General features: G+C 42.8%; 16 protein-coding genes. 15 read left to right on the top strand and 1 reads right to left on the bottom strand.

Translation table 11 applies throughout. The features are described 5' to 3' along the window. Positions 1 to 38 precede the first annotated feature (38 nt). The 14 genes from ACUM5Y_RS08150 to ACUM5Y_RS08080 all read left to right on the top strand — a co-directional run bounded on the left by ACUM5Y_RS08150 (position 39) and on the right by ACUM5Y_RS08080 (position 14,108). Positions 39 to 986, top strand: a complete 948-nt coding sequence (locus ACUM5Y_RS08150) for an SDR family oxidoreductase (RefSeq protein ID WP_445976377.1) — start codon at positions 39 to 41, stop codon at positions 984 to 986. Next, positions 986 to 1,927 (top strand): patatin-like phospholipase family protein, encoded by a 942-nt coding sequence (locus ACUM5Y_RS08145; protein ID WP_445976376.1) that lies wholly within the window; start codon positions 986 to 988, stop codon positions 1,925 to 1,927. The genes ACUM5Y_RS08150 and ACUM5Y_RS08145 overlap by 1 nt, the downstream gene beginning before the upstream one ends. Next, the gene (locus ACUM5Y_RS08140; protein ID WP_445976375.1) at positions 1,924 to 2,622 is read left to right on the top strand and encodes a fibrobacter succinogenes major paralogous domain-containing protein; all 699 of its coding nucleotides are present in this window, start codon (positions 1,924 to 1,926) and stop codon (positions 2,620 to 2,622) included. Before ACUM5Y_RS08145 ends, ACUM5Y_RS08140 begins: the two co-directional genes overlap by 4 nt. Positions 2,623 to 2,796: 174 nt before the next feature. Then, complete coding sequence (locus tag ACUM5Y_RS08135; RefSeq protein WP_445976374.1) at positions 2,797 to 3,021, top strand: hypothetical protein; 225 nt, start codon at positions 2,797 to 2,799, stop codon at positions 3,019 to 3,021. Between the two features lie 140 nt (positions 3,022 to 3,161). Beyond that, positions 3,162 to 4,241: a Fic family protein gene (locus tag ACUM5Y_RS08130; protein WP_445976373.1), complete on the top strand. Its 1,080-nt coding sequence runs from the start codon at positions 3,162 to 3,164 to the stop codon at positions 4,239 to 4,241. Positions 4,242 to 4,602: 361 nt separating this feature from the next. Beyond that, on the top strand, positions 4,603 to 4,926 hold the full coding sequence (locus tag ACUM5Y_RS08120) for a helix-turn-helix domain-containing protein (RefSeq protein ID WP_445976876.1): 324 nt from the start codon (positions 4,603 to 4,605) through the stop codon (positions 4,924 to 4,926). Beyond that, positions 4,916 to 6,265 carry a type II toxin-antitoxin system HipA family toxin gene (locus ACUM5Y_RS08115; protein ID WP_445976372.1) on the top strand — a complete coding sequence of 450 codons (1,350 nt, stop codon included), beginning with the start codon at positions 4,916 to 4,918 and terminating at the stop codon, positions 6,263 to 6,265. The genes ACUM5Y_RS08120 and ACUM5Y_RS08115 overlap by 11 nt, the downstream gene beginning before the upstream one ends. Positions 6,266 to 6,401: 136 nt before the next feature. Next, positions 6,402 to 6,551: an AlpA family phage regulatory protein gene (locus ACUM5Y_RS08110; protein WP_445976371.1), complete on the top strand. Its 150-nt coding sequence runs from the start codon at positions 6,402 to 6,404 to the stop codon at positions 6,549 to 6,551. 182 nt (positions 6,552 to 6,733) lie between these two features. Next, entirely contained in the window at positions 6,734 to 7,033 is a 300-nt protein-coding gene (locus ACUM5Y_RS08105; protein WP_445976370.1) for a hypothetical protein, read from the top strand. A 32-nt stretch (positions 7,034 to 7,065) separates the two neighbouring features. Then, positions 7,066 to 7,398: an HVO_A0114 family putative DNA-binding protein gene (locus ACUM5Y_RS08100; protein WP_445976369.1), complete on the top strand. Its 333-nt coding sequence runs from the start codon at positions 7,066 to 7,068 to the stop codon at positions 7,396 to 7,398. Next, entirely contained in the window at positions 7,388 to 8,650 is a 1,263-nt protein-coding gene (locus ACUM5Y_RS08095; RefSeq protein WP_445976368.1) for a DNA cytosine methyltransferase, read from the top strand. The genes ACUM5Y_RS08100 and ACUM5Y_RS08095 overlap by 11 nt, the downstream gene beginning before the upstream one ends. Continuing rightward, the gene (locus ACUM5Y_RS08090) at positions 8,637 to 10,931 is read left to right on the top strand and encodes an McrB family protein (protein WP_445976367.1); all 2,295 of its coding nucleotides are present in this window, start codon (positions 8,637 to 8,639) and stop codon (positions 10,929 to 10,931) included. The genes ACUM5Y_RS08095 and ACUM5Y_RS08090 overlap by 14 nt, the downstream gene beginning before the upstream one ends. Positions 10,932 to 10,967: 36 nt before the next feature. Next, complete coding sequence (locus ACUM5Y_RS08085; RefSeq protein WP_445976366.1) at positions 10,968 to 13,313, top strand: DUF2357 domain-containing protein; 2,346 nt, start codon at positions 10,968 to 10,970, stop codon at positions 13,311 to 13,313. A 42-nt stretch (positions 13,314 to 13,355) separates the two neighbouring features. Then, positions 13,356 to 14,108 carry a DUF3800 domain-containing protein gene (locus tag ACUM5Y_RS08080; protein ID WP_445976365.1) on the top strand — a complete coding sequence of 251 codons (753 nt, stop codon included), beginning with the start codon at positions 13,356 to 13,358 and terminating at the stop codon, positions 14,106 to 14,108. 176 nt (positions 14,109 to 14,284) lie between these two features. Here the strand turns inward: ACUM5Y_RS08080 and ACUM5Y_RS08075 are convergent, their stop codons facing one another. Beyond that, on the bottom strand, positions 14,285 to 15,151 hold the full coding sequence (locus tag ACUM5Y_RS08075) for a YicC/YloC family endoribonuclease (RefSeq protein WP_445976364.1): 867 nt from the start codon (positions 15,149 to 15,151) through the stop codon (positions 14,285 to 14,287). 149 nt (positions 15,152 to 15,300) lie between these two features. Between ACUM5Y_RS08075 and rph the strand changes: the two genes are divergently transcribed. Then, positions 15,301 to 16,020, top strand: coding sequence for a ribonuclease PH (rph, locus tag ACUM5Y_RS08070; protein ID WP_445976363.1), 720 nt, complete (start codon positions 15,301 to 15,303; stop codon positions 16,018 to 16,020). Positions 16,021 to 16,178 lie beyond the last annotated feature (158 nt).

The following is a 16,178-nucleotide window of genomic DNA, read 5'->3' as shown; positions in this document are numbered from 1 at the left end:
ACTAAGGGATGCTCCCTTAATGATGAGGATAACAAAATATGAAAGCACAAAAACAGTTTGGCTCCCAAGGCTGGACCCCCGCCAGAATGAATGACCTAAGTGGTAAAACCTATGTGATTACAGGGGCAAACTCTGGTGCTGGTTTTGAAGCGACCCGTCTACTTTTATCGAAAGGCGCTCATGTGGTGATGATGAACCGCAACCTTGAAAAATCACAGCAAGCCATTGCTTTATTAAAACAAGAGTTTGGCGCTAATGCCCCAGTTAGTTTCGTACAGCTGGATCTTGCCTCCCTTGATTCGGTAAGAAGTGCTGCGCAAAAACTGTTGCAACAGACCACACGCATTGACGCACTTTTGTGCAACGGAGCGATCGCGCAAGTGGCGAAGCAAGAACTTACGGTGGATGGCTTTGAAAGCCAATTGGGTGTAAATCACTTAGGCCATTTTCTATTGTGTGGCTTGTTGTTTGAGCGCTTAGAGGCATCTCAAGGTCGTATTGTCGTAGTGGGCAGTAACGCTTACAAAATGGGATTGAAGAAGATTCAGTTCGACGACTTAAATTATGACAAACATTACACCGCATGGAATGCCTACGCACAAAGCAAACTCGCGCAAATGATGTTTGCCTATGAGCTGCAACGTCGTATTAAAGCGGCGAATAAAACCCTAGGGGTTTATGTGTGCCACCCTGGGGCCTCGCGTACTAACTTATTGAAAGATACCGCCAGTGCATTAAACAAGATGATTTGGGGGTTAATGGCTCCCATCATGGCGCAGTCGGCAGAAAAAGGCGCATGGCCGGAAGTCATGTGTGCAACACAGCCATCATTGCTAGAGCTTGCGTTATATGGCCCAACCAAACGCATGGAAACTGTGGGGGCAGTGGATCAGTGCCCGTTAGCGCCGCTTGCGTTAGACAAAGCTGCAGCCCAGCAACTTTGGCAAGTCTCTGAGCAAAAGACAGTGTTCCAATGGGGGCTATAGTGAAGCTTAAGCAAGGCTTATGGTCGCTCTGTATTGTGCTGGTGGTAGCAGTGTTAGCAGGCTGTGCGCGTAATAATAATTACCAAGATTTGATGATACAGACGGAAACTGAGCTTGCACCGGTCGCCACTCAAGATCAAAGCTTAGCGATAGCCTTTGGCGGCGGCGGACTGCGTGGTTATATGCACCTTGGGGTGATTAAAGCCTTAACAGAGCAGGGCATAAAGGCCGATTTAGTGACAGGCTCTTCCGCAGGTTCTATTGCTGCAACCCTGTATGCGTCAGGGCAAAGCTATGAAGTCTTAGAAAAAATCATCGACGACTTTAATGAGCTTAAGGTCACTGATTTTGTGGTCTCCAAGCGTGGCCTAGTAAATGGCCAAGACCTAGCTGACTGGATAAATCAGTCTGTGCCGCAAACACGCTTATCGGATATGCCCATACCAGTCGGCATTACAGCGACCGATATGACCAGCTTTGATGCGGTGCTAATACAAGATGGCAACCCAGGGCGTGCCGTGCAAACCTCCTCGACGATTCCGGGGGCCTTTATCCCTGTGGAGCATCAACAACATTTATTGGTCGATGGGGGCGTACTGCATGTGGTGCCGGTGGATTACGCTAGAGCTATGGGCGCAGATATTGTTATTGGTGTTGATATTTACTGTGGTAACCAGCCTCCTGCTGAAGTGGGCGCTCTAAAAATGCAATTAGCCACCTTTAGGTTACTGGCGTGTCGTTTAAGTGAAAGAGAAATAAACAGTGCCGATATCATAGTGCGCCCGCAATATGAGCCCGAGCAAGGCCTAGGTGCGCAGAGTAAACAAGCGGCCATCGAGGCGGGTTATCAGGCCATGCTCGAACAAATGTCAGCTTTATTGAAAATGTTAAATACTCCACCAGCGAGCGTTAAAGCGGCTTCAAAGGGGAGTTCACTATGATTAAAGAAATTTTATTACTAGGAGTCAGTATGGTGTTGGCAGCGAACTCAGCAGCACAAGGTGTCAATCATGAGTTGTATCAACTCGAAAACACCGTTCAAGATAGGGAAGGTAACCTATATCGCACCGTTAAAATTGGCGATCAAGAATGGTTGGCTGAGAATTTAAGAAGCACTCAGTTTCAAGATGGCTCACCTGTGCGATCGGGTGCAATTCCCAAAAATGCGCCAGAGAACCTTTTACAGTACGGTCGTTTATACAGCTGGCACGATGTGCATGATGAGCGCCAGCTTTGTCCTGTAGGCTGGCGGGTCGCCACGGACGAAGACTGGAAAACCTTGGAGCGCACCATTGGTATGCCTGAAGAGGAGATACACAAAGATGGCTGGCGTGGTGGTGCGCAAAATCTAGGGGTGCAGCTGAAAGAGAAACAAGCCAATGGCATGTTCAAGAAATTTGGCCCTGCCCAAGTTAACCAGCACAAATTCTTTGCCAGACCGGCAGGAGTAAAATTGCACGGAATTTACTTAACCCAAGGGGCTTACACAGAGTTCTGGGCCGACACCAGCGCCAGTGATAAAAAAGCCATCATCCGCACCTTAGCCTACTCTTGGTGGAACACCCACAAGGGCGAAATCCGCCGCGCTACCAGCTCTAAAGATTACATGTTCTCCGTGCGTTGCGTGAAGATATAGCTAGAGTGGGATATTAATCCAATAATAATTAGCAAAATGGGATTATAGTCCCTTTTGTTGGGTATATGGCTTAGCGTGACTGGGCAAGTGAGATCGTAAGTTATAGATTATCTGCAATCGTAGATCATAATATATATTTTGATATGTATTAACTGATCAATATTGTGCCCTTTTGTGTTGAGTGAGATGGATGTGCCAGAGACTCAGCTGCTCTCCATTGATCAGATTGCCAATATCCCAGAAGGGATAGGAACATTCGTCGCTAGTGCGTTTGCGATCAAGCGCTTTGACCGTGCAGGCGGGCAAGCGGTACATATTGAGGACTTTGCTGAGATGGCGGCACATGAGGAAATAGGAATTAAAATGCAAAACATCAAACTGCCGGAAGGCTCGAAATGAGCCGTGAAGTCTATGCAGGCTACTCTTGTTTAGACATATAAAAGCAGTAAAACTATATATATTACTCAGTTCATATATAATTTTTTTTAAAATCTATACATATCGAATGCTAAAAGTATAAAAGAGAGCTGAAATTATCCATGTCACACTCACTTGCAATGTTGCCTCTCCCTGATATTGAACTATGGGAAACTCGCTTGGTTTTAAAGAAAACCGCTGAAGCTCATCGTTACTTAGCTGAGCTAAAAGGTGTTGCGGCTAGCATTCCAAATGAGGCTATTTTAATTAATACGCTTGCTTTGCAAGAAGCAAAAGACAGCTCCGAAGTTGAGAATATTGTTACGACACATGATGAGTTGTACAAAGCCAATTTGTTTGAAGAAGCAGTCGCCAATCCCGCTGCGAAAGAGGTTCAGGATTACGCTTTTGCGTTGAAGCGAGGTTTTGAGACAGCACGGCAGAGCAAAATCATTCGACTTAGTGACATTCTCGCTGTACAGCAAAATTTAGAACATAACACCGCAGGGCTACGCAAATTACCGGGAACGGATCTGAAGAATGCACGCACAGGTGAAGTCGTTTACACGCCGCCGCAACATGCTGATGACATTGCTGTTTTAATGGAGAACTTAATTCTGTTTATCAACGATGATTCGTTATGCGAAGCGAATCCATTGGTAAAAATGGCGATTATTCATCATCAATTTGAAAGTATTCACCCTTTCTACGATGGTAACGGCCGCACAGGCCGCATCCTGAATATCCTGTATTTGGTGACACAAGATCTACTCAACTTACCCGTGTTGTATCTCAGTCGTTTTATCATCCACAATAAAGCGGATTACTACGCGAACTTGCAGGCGGTTAGGGACACGGGAGAGTGGGAACCTTGGTTACTCTTCATGCTTGATGGCATTATCGATACAGCACAAAACACCGTATCTCTTATCACAGAAATGAAAAACCTAATGGATAACGTCAAGCAGGGGATTCGTGAGCAGCTACCAAAGATTTACAGCCAAGATCTGCTTAATAACCTGTTCTACCACCCCTACACGAAAATAGACTTCTTGGTGGAAGAGCTAGGTGTAACGCGCATTACTGCGACGAAGTATTTAGAACTGTTGGTCGAACATGGATTCTTAGTAAAGCAGAAAATAGGGCGAGCAAACTACTACATAAATGAACCACTGTGTGCTTTGCTGATAGCACACAGTTAGGCTATGACGACAAAGGTAGGGTTTTATGTATAGGGAGGTTACATAATAAACCGTGTCAGAGTTAAATTAATTCTGCTTCTTCATTTCATCTATAAACCTCGTGAACTCAACAAGCTTCTTGTCCATAGCGTGTTTAATGGTTTCTAAGTTCATCGTTTGGTAGTCACGCACAGCCGTGGTTTTGAATTCGGCTATTTCTTGTAGATTATCAGTCAGCTGTGGTGAAAGAAACCCTGCCGTTTTTATGCTGCTGTTAGAGGCAAAAAATGGCAGTTTTGAAAGGCTTTATCGAGTGATTTATGTCAACACCTTGATAATAAATGGATACAATAATATCCATTTTTTGTTTTATTTTGCTATTATGGATATAACTGTGTCCATTTGGTCTTTGCGGATGAATTTTGCCTTACTTGATGATACCGATGTAAGCCAAGCTTATGCGGCTTATTTACGTGAATTACGAAAGCAGGCAAAGCTGTCACGAGCGGCGCTTGCTGAGCGAAGCTGCGTACCTGCGGCCACCATTAAGAAATTTGAGTTGACCGGACAAATTTCATTTCGCCAATTGCTGTTGCTATGGCAGACCCTTGATTCGCTGGATAGGTTTTATCAGCTCACGCAACCTAGCAAAGAACGTGCTGCTATACCCACGAGTATTGATGAGGTGCTAAACGATGAGTTTTAAACCCATTCAGAAACTTAATGTTACTCGAACGCTAAGCTCAGGTGAGCAGGTTGCTGTAGGGGTCTTGGCGCAGAATCGGCAAGGCGTTTTTTTCCAGTATGCAGACAGCTATTTGCAGCAGTTTGGCAACTTATCACCTTTTACCGTGCATGCGAACGCGCAAGTTCAAGCCGCTCCTAATAAAGCGCCGCACCAAGGTGTACATGGCGTATTTGGAGATTGTTTACCCGATGGCTGGGGCATGCTGTTACAAGATCGTATTTTCCGGCAACAGGGCATTTTGCCTAATCAATTAACGGCGATGGACCGGTTGGCCTTTGTCGGTGATAAAGGCATGGGAGCATTGTCTTTTTCTCCGGTGTCTGAGTTTTCAGCCACCACGCACGCGGATATTGATTTAGCTATTTTAGGCTTAGAAGCGCAGACACTGTTCGATTCTTCAATGTCAGATTATATAGACGACAACCACGATGAGTTAGATGGACATACTCAGCAGGTGTTGGCCGCATTAGTCGCCGGTGGTAGTTCGGGTGGCGCAAGGCCTAAGGCACAAATTTATATGCCTGCTGGGGAAACTCAGCATTGTCGAACCTTTACTCAGCCTGGAGATGAGGCTTGGCTGATTAAATTTACCTCGAAGAATCTAGCGCTCGGCCATGAAGAAGGTTTGTGTGAGGCGGTTTATTTGCAAATGGCAGAACTTGCTAAGTGTCAACCGCCGCAATGGCAACTCATTGAAGCACCACCTACAAGCGGTGCGTCTGCCTGGTTAGCGCTTAAGCGTTTTGATTATGTCACGGAGCAGACCAATTTAAGCGGCAATCGCAGTTCAGGTCGCCTGCATATGCACAGCGCTTGCGGGCTGCTGGATGTAGACTTTAGAACGCCAAGTTTAGATTATATTGACTTGATAAAAGCCAGCCGTCAGTTGTGTAAATCGCCAGCGGCTGGACAACTGCAATTTCGCCGCGCCGTTTTTAACCTGCTGTCGTCTAACCAAGACGACCACAGTAAAAACTGGGCGTTTTTGCAAGCGGATGACGGTCAATGGGATCCTGCCCCTTTTTACGATGTTACTTACAGTCCACATCCATTCAACGAACACGCCACTGCGTTCGGAGGTTATGGTAAAGTGCCACCGCTTAAGGTGATGCAAAAACTAGCGACCAGTGCTGGATTTTCGAATTGGAATGATGCAAGGCAAGTCATTGAAGAAGTCACAGAAGCCATCAGTCAATTTACGTATCTGGCACAGCAGCAAGGGGTCAGCAAAACAACAGTATCTGCGATTGTTAAAACACTGGAGCAGCGCAAGCAGGAAAATGCCGCGCTTTTTTAATGAAAGTAAAACAAACTTTTCAATTCACAATAAATACAAGGTCTACAGATTGTTACCCATAAAGTCACTTTGTGTAGACCTCCAACCTTTGCATTCCCCTGTTCGGTAAAACGCATAGAGGAGTACTCAACTTGCATTGAACACAATCACCCACAAACTCAGTAAACCCAGCGCGTCAGCAGCGGATTTTCGTTTGCCCGACGTAAAGACCAAAACAGGCTATGGCCGCAGTACCATTTATGCCTTGATGGAAACCGTATGGTGTAAATGGTTGCATTTTGGATGACTAAAAGGCGATGAACTCTGTGTGGGCTTGTCGCTTTGCAGTGAACCGCCAGTGTTCCGGATAGTGCACCTACTGTGGTCAGTGATTGTCATTGCACTGAATGGTGGAAAATAATCTTGTGATCTAATCAGTAGATGATAAGATAAGCTTTATGTATAAATGTACAGTTATGAAGGCGCATAATGGAAGATCTTAAATTGGGTTTCAATTCTAACGATATACCGACAACGCTGGTTAACAATACATCGCCAAATGATTCTTGCACGTCGTTCTATTTCCGTCAGGATGGTAAGTACTATCTGCTTTGGGTTGAGCGCCAAGATGTTGAGTATCGAGAGAGTGATGACTTACCAAGATATGCCATAAGCTGCGCCATCAACGAAGGGGATGATGAATATCCCGAAATTTACAGCGACACATCCAAAAACGATATTTTTAGATCCGATGACGTTAAAGACTTGATCGCTTATTTCCATTCCTAGGTTTCATCTTCAATTTAAGTCAGTAGAGAAATATGAAAAACCTTAAACAATCACGTTGCGTAATTGGGATTAAAGGGCAAACGCCCGACCCCGATTACCCTGTTGATATCTGGTTCGACTCGCTGAAATCGGTGGCCAATGTGCTGTCGAAAGAAAACCAACAGTTGTTAAAAGTAATCGCCGAGCAACAACCCAAATCCGTGACTGAGTTGGCAACGCTTACCGGTCGAGCAGTCAGTAATGTGTCGAGAACATTAAAAACATTGGGTAAGTACAACTTGGTTGAAATGCAAAGCTCAAAAACCATGCTTCGCCCGAAAGCCATCCATCAAGAATTTTTAGTAGTAGTGAATAATGACCAGTAAACCAGACATGCTTAAAGAAGTGGAAGAGCTTATTAGACCGTTAGCAATAGAGCATGTACCAGAAGGAACTGAAGCGCAGGCAGTTATTGATCAATGGATTCATGCAATAGCGACTGATAGTCAATTGTATTGTGATATTTCGATTGCTAGTCCAAATCAATTGAAAATAGATGTCGAATACGTATTAACTATGAATGGTTTTTTTCAATCAAGAGAGAATTTCTTCCAACTGGTTTTTGGGTGTTTAAAGTTAAAGCCAAATATGGATGCAAAGTTTCGCTTTATTGATCTCTTTGCGGGAATTGGCGGTGTTAGACTCGGTTTTCAACAAAATGGAGGGGCTTGTGTTTTCTCTTCTGAATTTGATAAGCATGCTCAGCAAACTTATAAAAATAACCATGGTGAAATACCATTTGGTGATATCACAAAGATCCCCGCAAATGAGATTCCTGATCACGACATTCTTTTAGCTGGATTCCCATGCCAACCATTTTCACACGCAGGGCTTAAACTAGGAATTGAAGATACTCGAGGGACTTTGTTTCATGATATAGCCAATATACTCGAAACGAAAAAACCTAAGTTTGCGCTGTTAGAAAATGTGAAAGGGCTAATTAGCCATGATAAAGGTTATACACTGAAGGTCATTTTAAAAACACTAACCAAGATAGGCTATAGCTGTAATATATCGAAAAGTGTGATTGAGAATGGCTCTACAAAGGAGATTCAAGCTTTAGCCAAAAAAATGGTTCTTAAATCAGTAGACTTTGGAATAGCACAGAATAGACAGCGCATATACATCGTTTTATGGCGTGATGGTGAGATTGATAAGTTTGAGTATCCAAAGCCACTAGATGTTGAAGTTAAAGTCGGTGATTTTTTAGAGAAAGAGCCAGACTCTAAATTAACTATTTCAGATAGATTATGGGCCGGTCATCAACGTAGAAAAATTGAAAACAAAAAAAATGGTAAAGGCTTTGGTTTTGGCTTAGTTACGGAAGAATCACCGTACACTAATACTATCTCTGCAAGATATTACAAAGATGGTAGCGAAGTATTGATTGATCAGGTTGGAAAAAACCCTAGGAAGATTAGCCCAAGAGAGGCAGCACGATTACAAGGGTTCCCAGATGAATTTGAACCAAGCGCTTCAAAAGTACAGGCTTATAAACAATTTGGTAATAGCGTTACTGTTAATGTAATTGATGGATTAGCTAAAAAAATTAGGAATATATTAGATGGCATTAATTGATTTAAGTGAGAAGTTCAGAGAAATCAGAAGCTCAGTAGATGGGGTCAATTTTACTGATGTTAAGCTAACAGATGAATTCAAAAAAGAATATGAGCTTTATCTTAGTGAAAATAGGGCAAATGGTTACTCTAAAGTAGAGTTTGCTGATTTTTCTACTAAAATCACCACATCAACTGGTAAAGCCATTTTTATCACTAACTTTTGGTTCTATATTGCTGCAGAGCTTGCTAATTACTTAGATGGTCTATCACAACAAAAAAATATTTTTAAAGATATATATAAGGATACAGATCTTCAACAAGCTGCCGTCGCTCTAAGAGATGGAGTTTCCGAACAAGAAAAAAGCAAGATTGAAAATCATTTCAGTTCAAAGGGTTATACAAATGATGATCTTGAGTGCTTTTTATCATTCGTATCGGATTACAAAAGTTGGGGAGGAGGTAAAACAATAGATCGCAATGATTACTACGTATCCCCATTATTGCAAGCTGGCAATTTGTTAGCAGAAACTCAAAGTGCAGTAGCTGAAATAGCAAAGCAACTGTCTGAAAACCCAGCACTAAAAAACTCATTTAAACCCATATTCATACCTAAAGTGAAAAAATCAACCGAAACTCTGTTCTGTAGTAAGAGTCGTGGAGACTTTGTTTACTCATTAGCTTCCTTTTTAATTAAAAATAAAATAGAGAAATCTCTTTGGAATTGCTTAGTTGAAAAAAATAAGGAATTAGGAAACTTGAATATTGAACATCTAGATTTTAGATTAACTTCAATATTTAAAGTTTCAGAAAGCATGCTCGGTAAAGCTGCTTTAGAGCGAGGAGGTAAACTAAGGTTTTTTGAAGAACCTTTCTATGTAAGTTCGAAGTATTACTATTTATCTAATCAGTGGACGGATGGAACTGATTCTCGTCTAGATATTGAAAGTTTGAAAAATATATTTCATTCCTTGTATCCAGACTATGAAATTAAAGCATGTGAAAGTGAGTATTGTCTGACGAAAAAAGGAAAAATCAGTAAATTTATAGGTTCAACTTTATCCAAACCCTTCCTCCTTCTTGCTGGCATCTCAGGTACAGGTAAAACCCGCTTTGTGCGTGAGCAAGCAAAAACCTCTGGGCAATTTGATGAAACCTATTGCTTAACATCAGTACGCCCCGACTGGCATGAGCCGAGTGATTTGCTTGGGTATATCTCACGCTTAAATGGCGCTGCGGAATACATCACCACAGATGTATTAAAGTTCATCGCCAAAGCTTGGCGTGCCATTGCAGATAGTGGCTTAACCGTTGAAGTGCAAGAAATCGAAGACCAAGGTAAGTGTTTAGTTGTGGCAGGTGAACGAGGTGCGCTTGGGCAGGTATTACCTTACTGGCTGTGCTTAGATGAAATGAACCTTGCCCCTGTGGAACAGTATTTTGCTGATTATTTATCGGTGCTGGAAACTCGCGAATGGCGTTGGACAGATGACAACTTTACCTACAGCAGTGATGCGCTATTAAAGCCGGCCACGATCAATGAAGTCGCTGATATAGAAAAACTACGCGAAGCGCTAGGTTTTGATAACAGTGAAAATAAAAATTATGACGAGCTTTGGCAATTAATTTGTCAGTACGGTTTAGGCATTCCGTTTAACCTACTGGTCGCGGGCACGGTGAATATGGATGAAACCACTCACGGCTTTTCACGCAAGGTGATTGACCGAGCGCTGAGCTTTGATTTTGGAGAGTTCTTCCCTAACGACTATAACGAATTTTTCACTCCAACCAGTTGCAACAAACGCCTAAGCTACCCTATTTGGTCAAACGTCCGCAAAGCGAATGTCGACTTTGAAGTAGAGACTAAAGGCGGTGAAAAAATAAATGCAGGTGATGCAACTGTTAGCTTTTTAAATCAAGTAAATTCAGTGCTAAAAAACACCCCGTTTGAATTGGCGTTTCGCGCCCTAAACGAATTGCTAATTGCTGTTGTCGCTAGCCAACCCCAAGATGATCTGACCTTAAAAGCCGTATGGGACGACTTTATGATGTGTAAGGTTTTGCCACGTATCGAAGGCGATGAAGATAAATTGGTTGGGCATGGCGAGAGAAATATTTTAGAAGAATTGTTAAACATATTGGAAGCGCAGTTCGCTGACGTTTGGGAGCATGGCCGACCTGATTTATACCGCGAGAAGAAAGAACCAAAAGGTGAAATGATAACGGTGGCTTGCCGTTCTAAGAAAAAATTAAATTGGATGAACGATCAACTTGTTCGTGGCTTTACGTCTTTTTGGCCTTAAATCAACGGAACCTTGATACTTTGGCGGTAATGGAACATGGCTAAAAATACTGAAACGTTAAGCTATGAACATGATGACTTTGTTTTTTATGTATCTGCAGACAATTTGGATACACCAAGAAACAAATTAAAACGTACTTATTCGTCACGGTTCATTGATCTACCGAAATATGAAGAAATAGCGGTTTTGGTTGACTCAGAACCAATGACTTTTAATTCTACTGTTATCGGGCCGCCACACGTTCAGCCGTTTTTTTTTGAAAACCGTCAATATTGGTTTGAAATTGACTTTGAAGATCATGTCGATAAAGGTTCTTTGTCTGTAAGTCACAAGCACACTTTGATCGACCAAAGCTTTATTTCTCATCCTAAGCGGAGATCTTTGAGTGCTGCGATTAACTTTGGTAATGATGTGGGGTTATGCCGTTTTGACATCCAATACTGCATCAATGGCGTTTCAAAATCTGTGCCTGTATCTTTCACCATCTTTGCAACGAAAATGGTTCAAGCTTTAGATTTGAACATTATGAACCAGGAAATTGATCGGGTATATCCGCTGTGGCGATACGCTATTAGTGGTAAAACAACCTACTCCCAAGGCAAATCAACCAGACAACCTGAAAAGTTTGAACTCTTTTGGTTAGCGCAATTTGAGCGTTTAGTTGCCGAGTTTAATCAAGGTATAAAAAGAGTATTAAATGCTCCTCATAATCGCTTGCAGTCCTATACATATCATCAAAAACTAGAGAGAGTAAACAAGAGATTAGGAGCCAAGCAGGAGCAAAGAGCCAAAGAGTTGATGGCATCAAAACGCTCGTCTCGTCTAGCAATTAGTAAACAGCGCTTAAATCTCGATACTCCAGAAAACCGCTTTATAAAGATGGTGCTCGCGAAAACCAAATCGAATTTGTCTCAGATTCTTCTAGCTATTCGAGCCGATGAAGATACAAAAGTCTCTACTTCTTTTCGAGAGGTTCTAGAAACTTGGCGTGATCAAACTGGGAAGTATGCACAACATCAATTATGGCAGGAAGTCGGTAGGTTCAAAGGGCAGCATACTGAGTCAAAAGTATTACAAGAAGCGGCTGGCTACTCAAAAGTCTATAAAGTTTGGCAGCAACTAAAGTATTACTTAAATGGTAATGATGGGGAGAGCCTGCTATCCATTAAATCAGTAGCCGATATTTATGAAATCTGGTGTTTTCTGGAAGTAAAATCCATCATTGAGTCTTTAGGTTTTATACAACAAACCAAAGCACTGAGTAACCTTAAACAGGTGCAGTTCGAAAAGCAGTTTCCAAAGAACGAGATGGCAGCTGCATTTGTGTACCATGATGAAACTGATCAAATGAAGATTGAGCTTGCCCATGAGCCCTCATTTACACCTAGTGGATCAGTTAATCGTACTTGGCTTGCAAAACATCGTCCGGATATTGTTTTGAAAGTAACGCTTAGCAGTAGTGAGTCGTTTTTAATCTTGTTTGATGCCAAGTATCGTATAGATACAATGCAGTTTGGTGGCAAAGATGCCGTGCCGGAAGATGCTATTAATCAAATGCATAGATACCGTGATGCCATCATTCATCAGCAGCTCTTTGAGCATGAATCTCCATTGAAAAGTCGCCCTGTTCTTGGGGCATTTGCGTTGTATCCGGGGTTTTTCGTAGACCAAAAGTCCACACAGAGCCCTTATGATGAGGCGATTAAGGAAATAGGCATAGGCGCATTCCCATTATTACCAAGTGAAGGTAATAATGGGGCTCATAATCATTGGTTAAAAGAATACTTGGCTCAGAAGCTTGGTAAAACACAGCAAGCGCTGGAATATAGAAAAGCTCTGTCACACGATTATCATTTTGTTGAAGATGCTGCTCGTATTGCTCCCTATGGCGTTAATGTATCTCGGCATCGAGGTTTGGTCTTTTTGGCGCCAGTGAATGAGCTTGAGCGTGACCAAACCTATATAGAAAAAGCTCAAGATGGTAATTTGAAGGGATACCATACACGGCTTATTGCAACGAATCGCCAAAATATACACAGAAATATTGTACGTGAAATACGCTACCTTGTTCTTACTGTCCGCGATAATGGTCAAGATAGGGAACAATTAGGTAGGTATTTATATTCAGTATCCAGTGTGAAGCTATTACCAAGACGCGAGATTGATATAGAGATCTCGGGAAAAGAGAGTAACAGTAGCGAGGCATACTGGCTGTTTGAATTTTCCGGAAAACCAACCCCATTGCATCACACAATTAGAAAGCCATACGACGAGCATTTTGACTTCAAATTAATGAAAGTTGATCGTCTATCAGAGATACAACATTGGGATGATATTAAGGGTGACTTAGCGTTATATGAAGATTTGAGCACTGTTTGGTAGCAGAAGAGTAGTAACCGAACCACATACGGAAAGGATTCTAATATGTCAAAGTTCAGTGATTTTGTTGTTTATGTTGACGAGAGTGGAGACCATAGTCTCACCTCGGTTAACCAAGACTACCCTGTATTCGTGTTAGCTTTTTGTATCTTCTATAAAGAGCATTATCTCTCTAATGTGGTTCCTCAGTTACAGCGTTTGAAGTTCGACTATTTTGGACATGATTCTGTGATTTTACATGAACACGAAATCCGTAAGGAGAAAGGCGATTTTACTGTGTTCAGTAACCGTTCAGAAAAGAATGAATTTCTAGAGCGTTTGAGCAATATTATCGATAACAGCAATTTCATTCTTGCTTCTTGTGTGATTGAAAAGCATAAAATCCACACTCATGAAGAATTAGTGAATCCTTATCATAAGGCATTGAAACATTGCTTGGAGACCCTTTACGATCTTGTCATGGAGAAAGGGCAGGCAGAGCGAGAAACGCACGTTATTGTAGAGTGTCGAGGTGCTAAAGAAGACAATGAGCTTGAATTAGAGTTTCGTCGTATTTGTGATGGAGAAAACAAATACCAACGTGACCTGCCCTTTAAAATTCGAATGGTTTCGAAAGCATCAAATTCAGCAGGGCTACAATTAGCTGATTTAGTAGCAAGGCCAATAGGCCGATATGTCATTAATCCCCAGCAACCAAATAGAGCCTTTGATGTATTGCGTTCTAAGTTTTATTGTGAGGGAGGTCGAAAAGAAGTTGGTCAGGGTTATGATCAATGGGGGTTAAAGCATTTTCCATAAAGAAAGCGGAGTTAATTGACATTTTTCAAACTCCAGATAGCGAAAAACCCCGATGCACTCACCGAGGTTTAGACGCCGATCGGGCACTCCCAATCCATTTGATGCAATTATAGTCAAAGGCATATTAATACATCAAGGTATACTGCAATGCTTTAAGACAAATTCCTCAACCGAAATCACTCAATATTCTGAATCTGCTCCCTCATTTGTTCGATCAATACCTTCAATTCCACGGCGCTTTGGGTGGTTTCCACGACGATGGATTTAGACGATAAGGTGTTGGCTTCGCGGTTGAGTTCCTGCATGAGGAAATCTAGGCGACGGCCGATTGGGCCTTTTTGTTTAAGCTGACGGCGTACTTCTTTGGTGTGGGTGGCGAGTCGGTCTAGCTCTTCGGCCACGTCGGCTTTTTGCGCCAGCACAACGATTTCCGCTTCCACGCGCATGGGGTCGAGCTCTACTTTGGCGGCTTCCAATTTGTCGATGAGGTTTTGCTTTTGTGCGGCGATGATCTCCGGCAGTTTGGCTTGCACTTCTACAACAATGGCATCAATAGCGTCTAGGCGTTGCTCTATGATGGTCACAAGCTGTTCGCCTTCTCTTAGGCGCATGTCGATCAGTTCGTCAACGCTCTTTTGGAAGAGTTCTTTGACGGCGTTTTTCATGATCTCTGCGTCTGTGCCGGTATCGGTCAGGATGCCCGGCCATTTTAAAATATCCAATGGGTTGGCAGGGTTAAGGTCTTGGAACCAAGTGCCCAGAGAGTCGATGGCATTGGCTAACGCTTGGGCGTTGTCAGTATTGATGTTTAGGCTGGTGGCGGCTTTGTCGACTGCTTGGAAACGTAGTTGGCATTCTAATTTGCCACGATTAAGCTTTTTACGCAGTACATCACGAAAGGCAAATTCCAATTCACGGAAGTTATCGGGCAAGCGAAAGTTTGGCTCTAAGTAGCGCTGGTTGACTGAGCGGACTTCCCAGCTAATGGTGCCCCAGTCGTAAGTGGCTTCTTGGCGGGAAAATGCGGTCATGCTTGCGGTCATTTTGATTACCTTATTGAAAACGATGGAATGGGCTTAGTGTATCTTAAGCGCAATTTGTTCGACAGTTTCCGGCGATATGGTGGCGCATTTTTATGTGGGTTCGTTATAATTGCGCCTTTATGACGGTTAATTAATCAGAGAGTATGAATATGCGCCCAAGCGGAAGAGCGGTAGACGAGTTACGTCCCCTTAAAATCACCCGTAATTTTACTAAGCACGCAGAAGGTTCGGTATTGATCGAATGCGGCGACACGAAAGTGATTTGTACCGCAACAGTGGTAAACGGTGTACCTCGCTTTTTGAAAGGCAAGGGCCAAGGCTGGATCACAGCAGAATACGGCATGTTGCCACGCTCCACGGGCAGTCGTATGGACCGTGAAGCCGCACGCGGCAAGCAGGGTGGCCGTACGGTAGAAATTCAACGATTGATTGGACGTTCTTTGCGCGCAGCGGTCGATTTAAAGAAACTTGGTGAGAACACTATCACTATCGACTGTGATGTTATTCAAGCCGACGGTGGTACCCGTACCGCATCGATTACTGGTGGCTTTGTGGCGCTGGCCGATGCTATGCGAGTTTTGGTCGAGAAGAAAAAAGTGAAGGAAAACCCAATCGTGTCGCAAATCGCAGCGATTTCTGTAGGGGTTTATAAAGGCACGCCAGTGTTGGATCTTGATTACCCTGAAGATTCTAATGCCGAAACCGACATGAATGTGATCATGAATGACAAGGGCGGCTTTATCGAAATTCAAGGTACGGCGGAAGGCGAAGCATTCAGTGACGAACACATGATGGGCATGCTGGCGGTGGCGCGTAAAGGCATTAGTGAAATAATCGACGCTCAAAGAGCCGCATTGTTCGACAAATAATTCTGGCGCTTTTTTTGCTTTTAAAAAATCTAACTTCGGTTAGATTTTTTTTTGCCTATTACTTATGACATTTTGATTTATTGTTGTTTAAAGCTTGAGCAGTACGAAAATTTCAGTCATATTTGTTGGATCTTGTTGTTTTTAAAATGTTTTTAATA

Source organism: Marinomonas dokdonensis (assembly GCF_052747885.1).
The sequence above is the reverse complement of the archived record's forward strand: the minus strand, read 5'-3'. Positions and strand labels throughout refer to the sequence as shown.

Excerpts from the sequence above, each read along its gene's own strand:
- ACUM5Y_RS08150 (WP_445976377.1), top strand. The coding sequence starts at position 39 with ATGAAAGCACAAAAACAGTTTGGCTCCCAAGGCTGGACCCCCGCCAGA.
- ACUM5Y_RS08140 (WP_445976375.1), top strand. The coding sequence starts at position 1,924 with ATGATTAAAGAAATTTTATTACTAGGAGTCAGTATGGTGTTGGCAGCG.
- ACUM5Y_RS08130 (WP_445976373.1), top strand. The coding sequence starts at position 3,162 with ATGTCACACTCACTTGCAATGTTGCCTCTCCCTGATATTGAACTATGG.
- ACUM5Y_RS08120 (WP_445976876.1), top strand. The coding sequence starts at position 4,603 with ATGGATATAACTGTGTCCATTTGGTCTTTGCGGATGAATTTTGCCTTA.
- ACUM5Y_RS08115 (WP_445976372.1), top strand. The coding sequence starts at position 4,916 with ATGAGTTTTAAACCCATTCAGAAACTTAATGTTACTCGAACGCTAAGC.
- ACUM5Y_RS08105 (WP_445976370.1), top strand. The coding sequence starts at position 6,734 with ATGGAAGATCTTAAATTGGGTTTCAATTCTAACGATATACCGACAACG.
- ACUM5Y_RS08100 (WP_445976369.1), top strand. The coding sequence starts at position 7,066 with ATGAAAAACCTTAAACAATCACGTTGCGTAATTGGGATTAAAGGGCAA.
- ACUM5Y_RS08095 (WP_445976368.1), top strand. The coding sequence starts at position 7,388 with ATGACCAGTAAACCAGACATGCTTAAAGAAGTGGAAGAGCTTATTAGA.
- ACUM5Y_RS08090 (WP_445976367.1), top strand. The coding sequence starts at position 8,637 with ATGGCATTAATTGATTTAAGTGAGAAGTTCAGAGAAATCAGAAGCTCA.
- ACUM5Y_RS08085 (WP_445976366.1), top strand. The coding sequence starts at position 10,968 with ATGGCTAAAAATACTGAAACGTTAAGCTATGAACATGATGACTTTGTT.
- ACUM5Y_RS08080 (WP_445976365.1), top strand. The coding sequence starts at position 13,356 with ATGTCAAAGTTCAGTGATTTTGTTGTTTATGTTGACGAGAGTGGAGAC.
- ACUM5Y_RS08075 (WP_445976364.1), bottom strand. The coding sequence starts at position 15,151 with ATGACCGCAAGCATGACCGCATTTTCCCGCCAAGAAGCCACTTACGAC.
- rph (WP_445976363.1), top strand. The coding sequence starts at position 15,301 with ATGCGCCCAAGCGGAAGAGCGGTAGACGAGTTACGTCCCCTTAAAATC.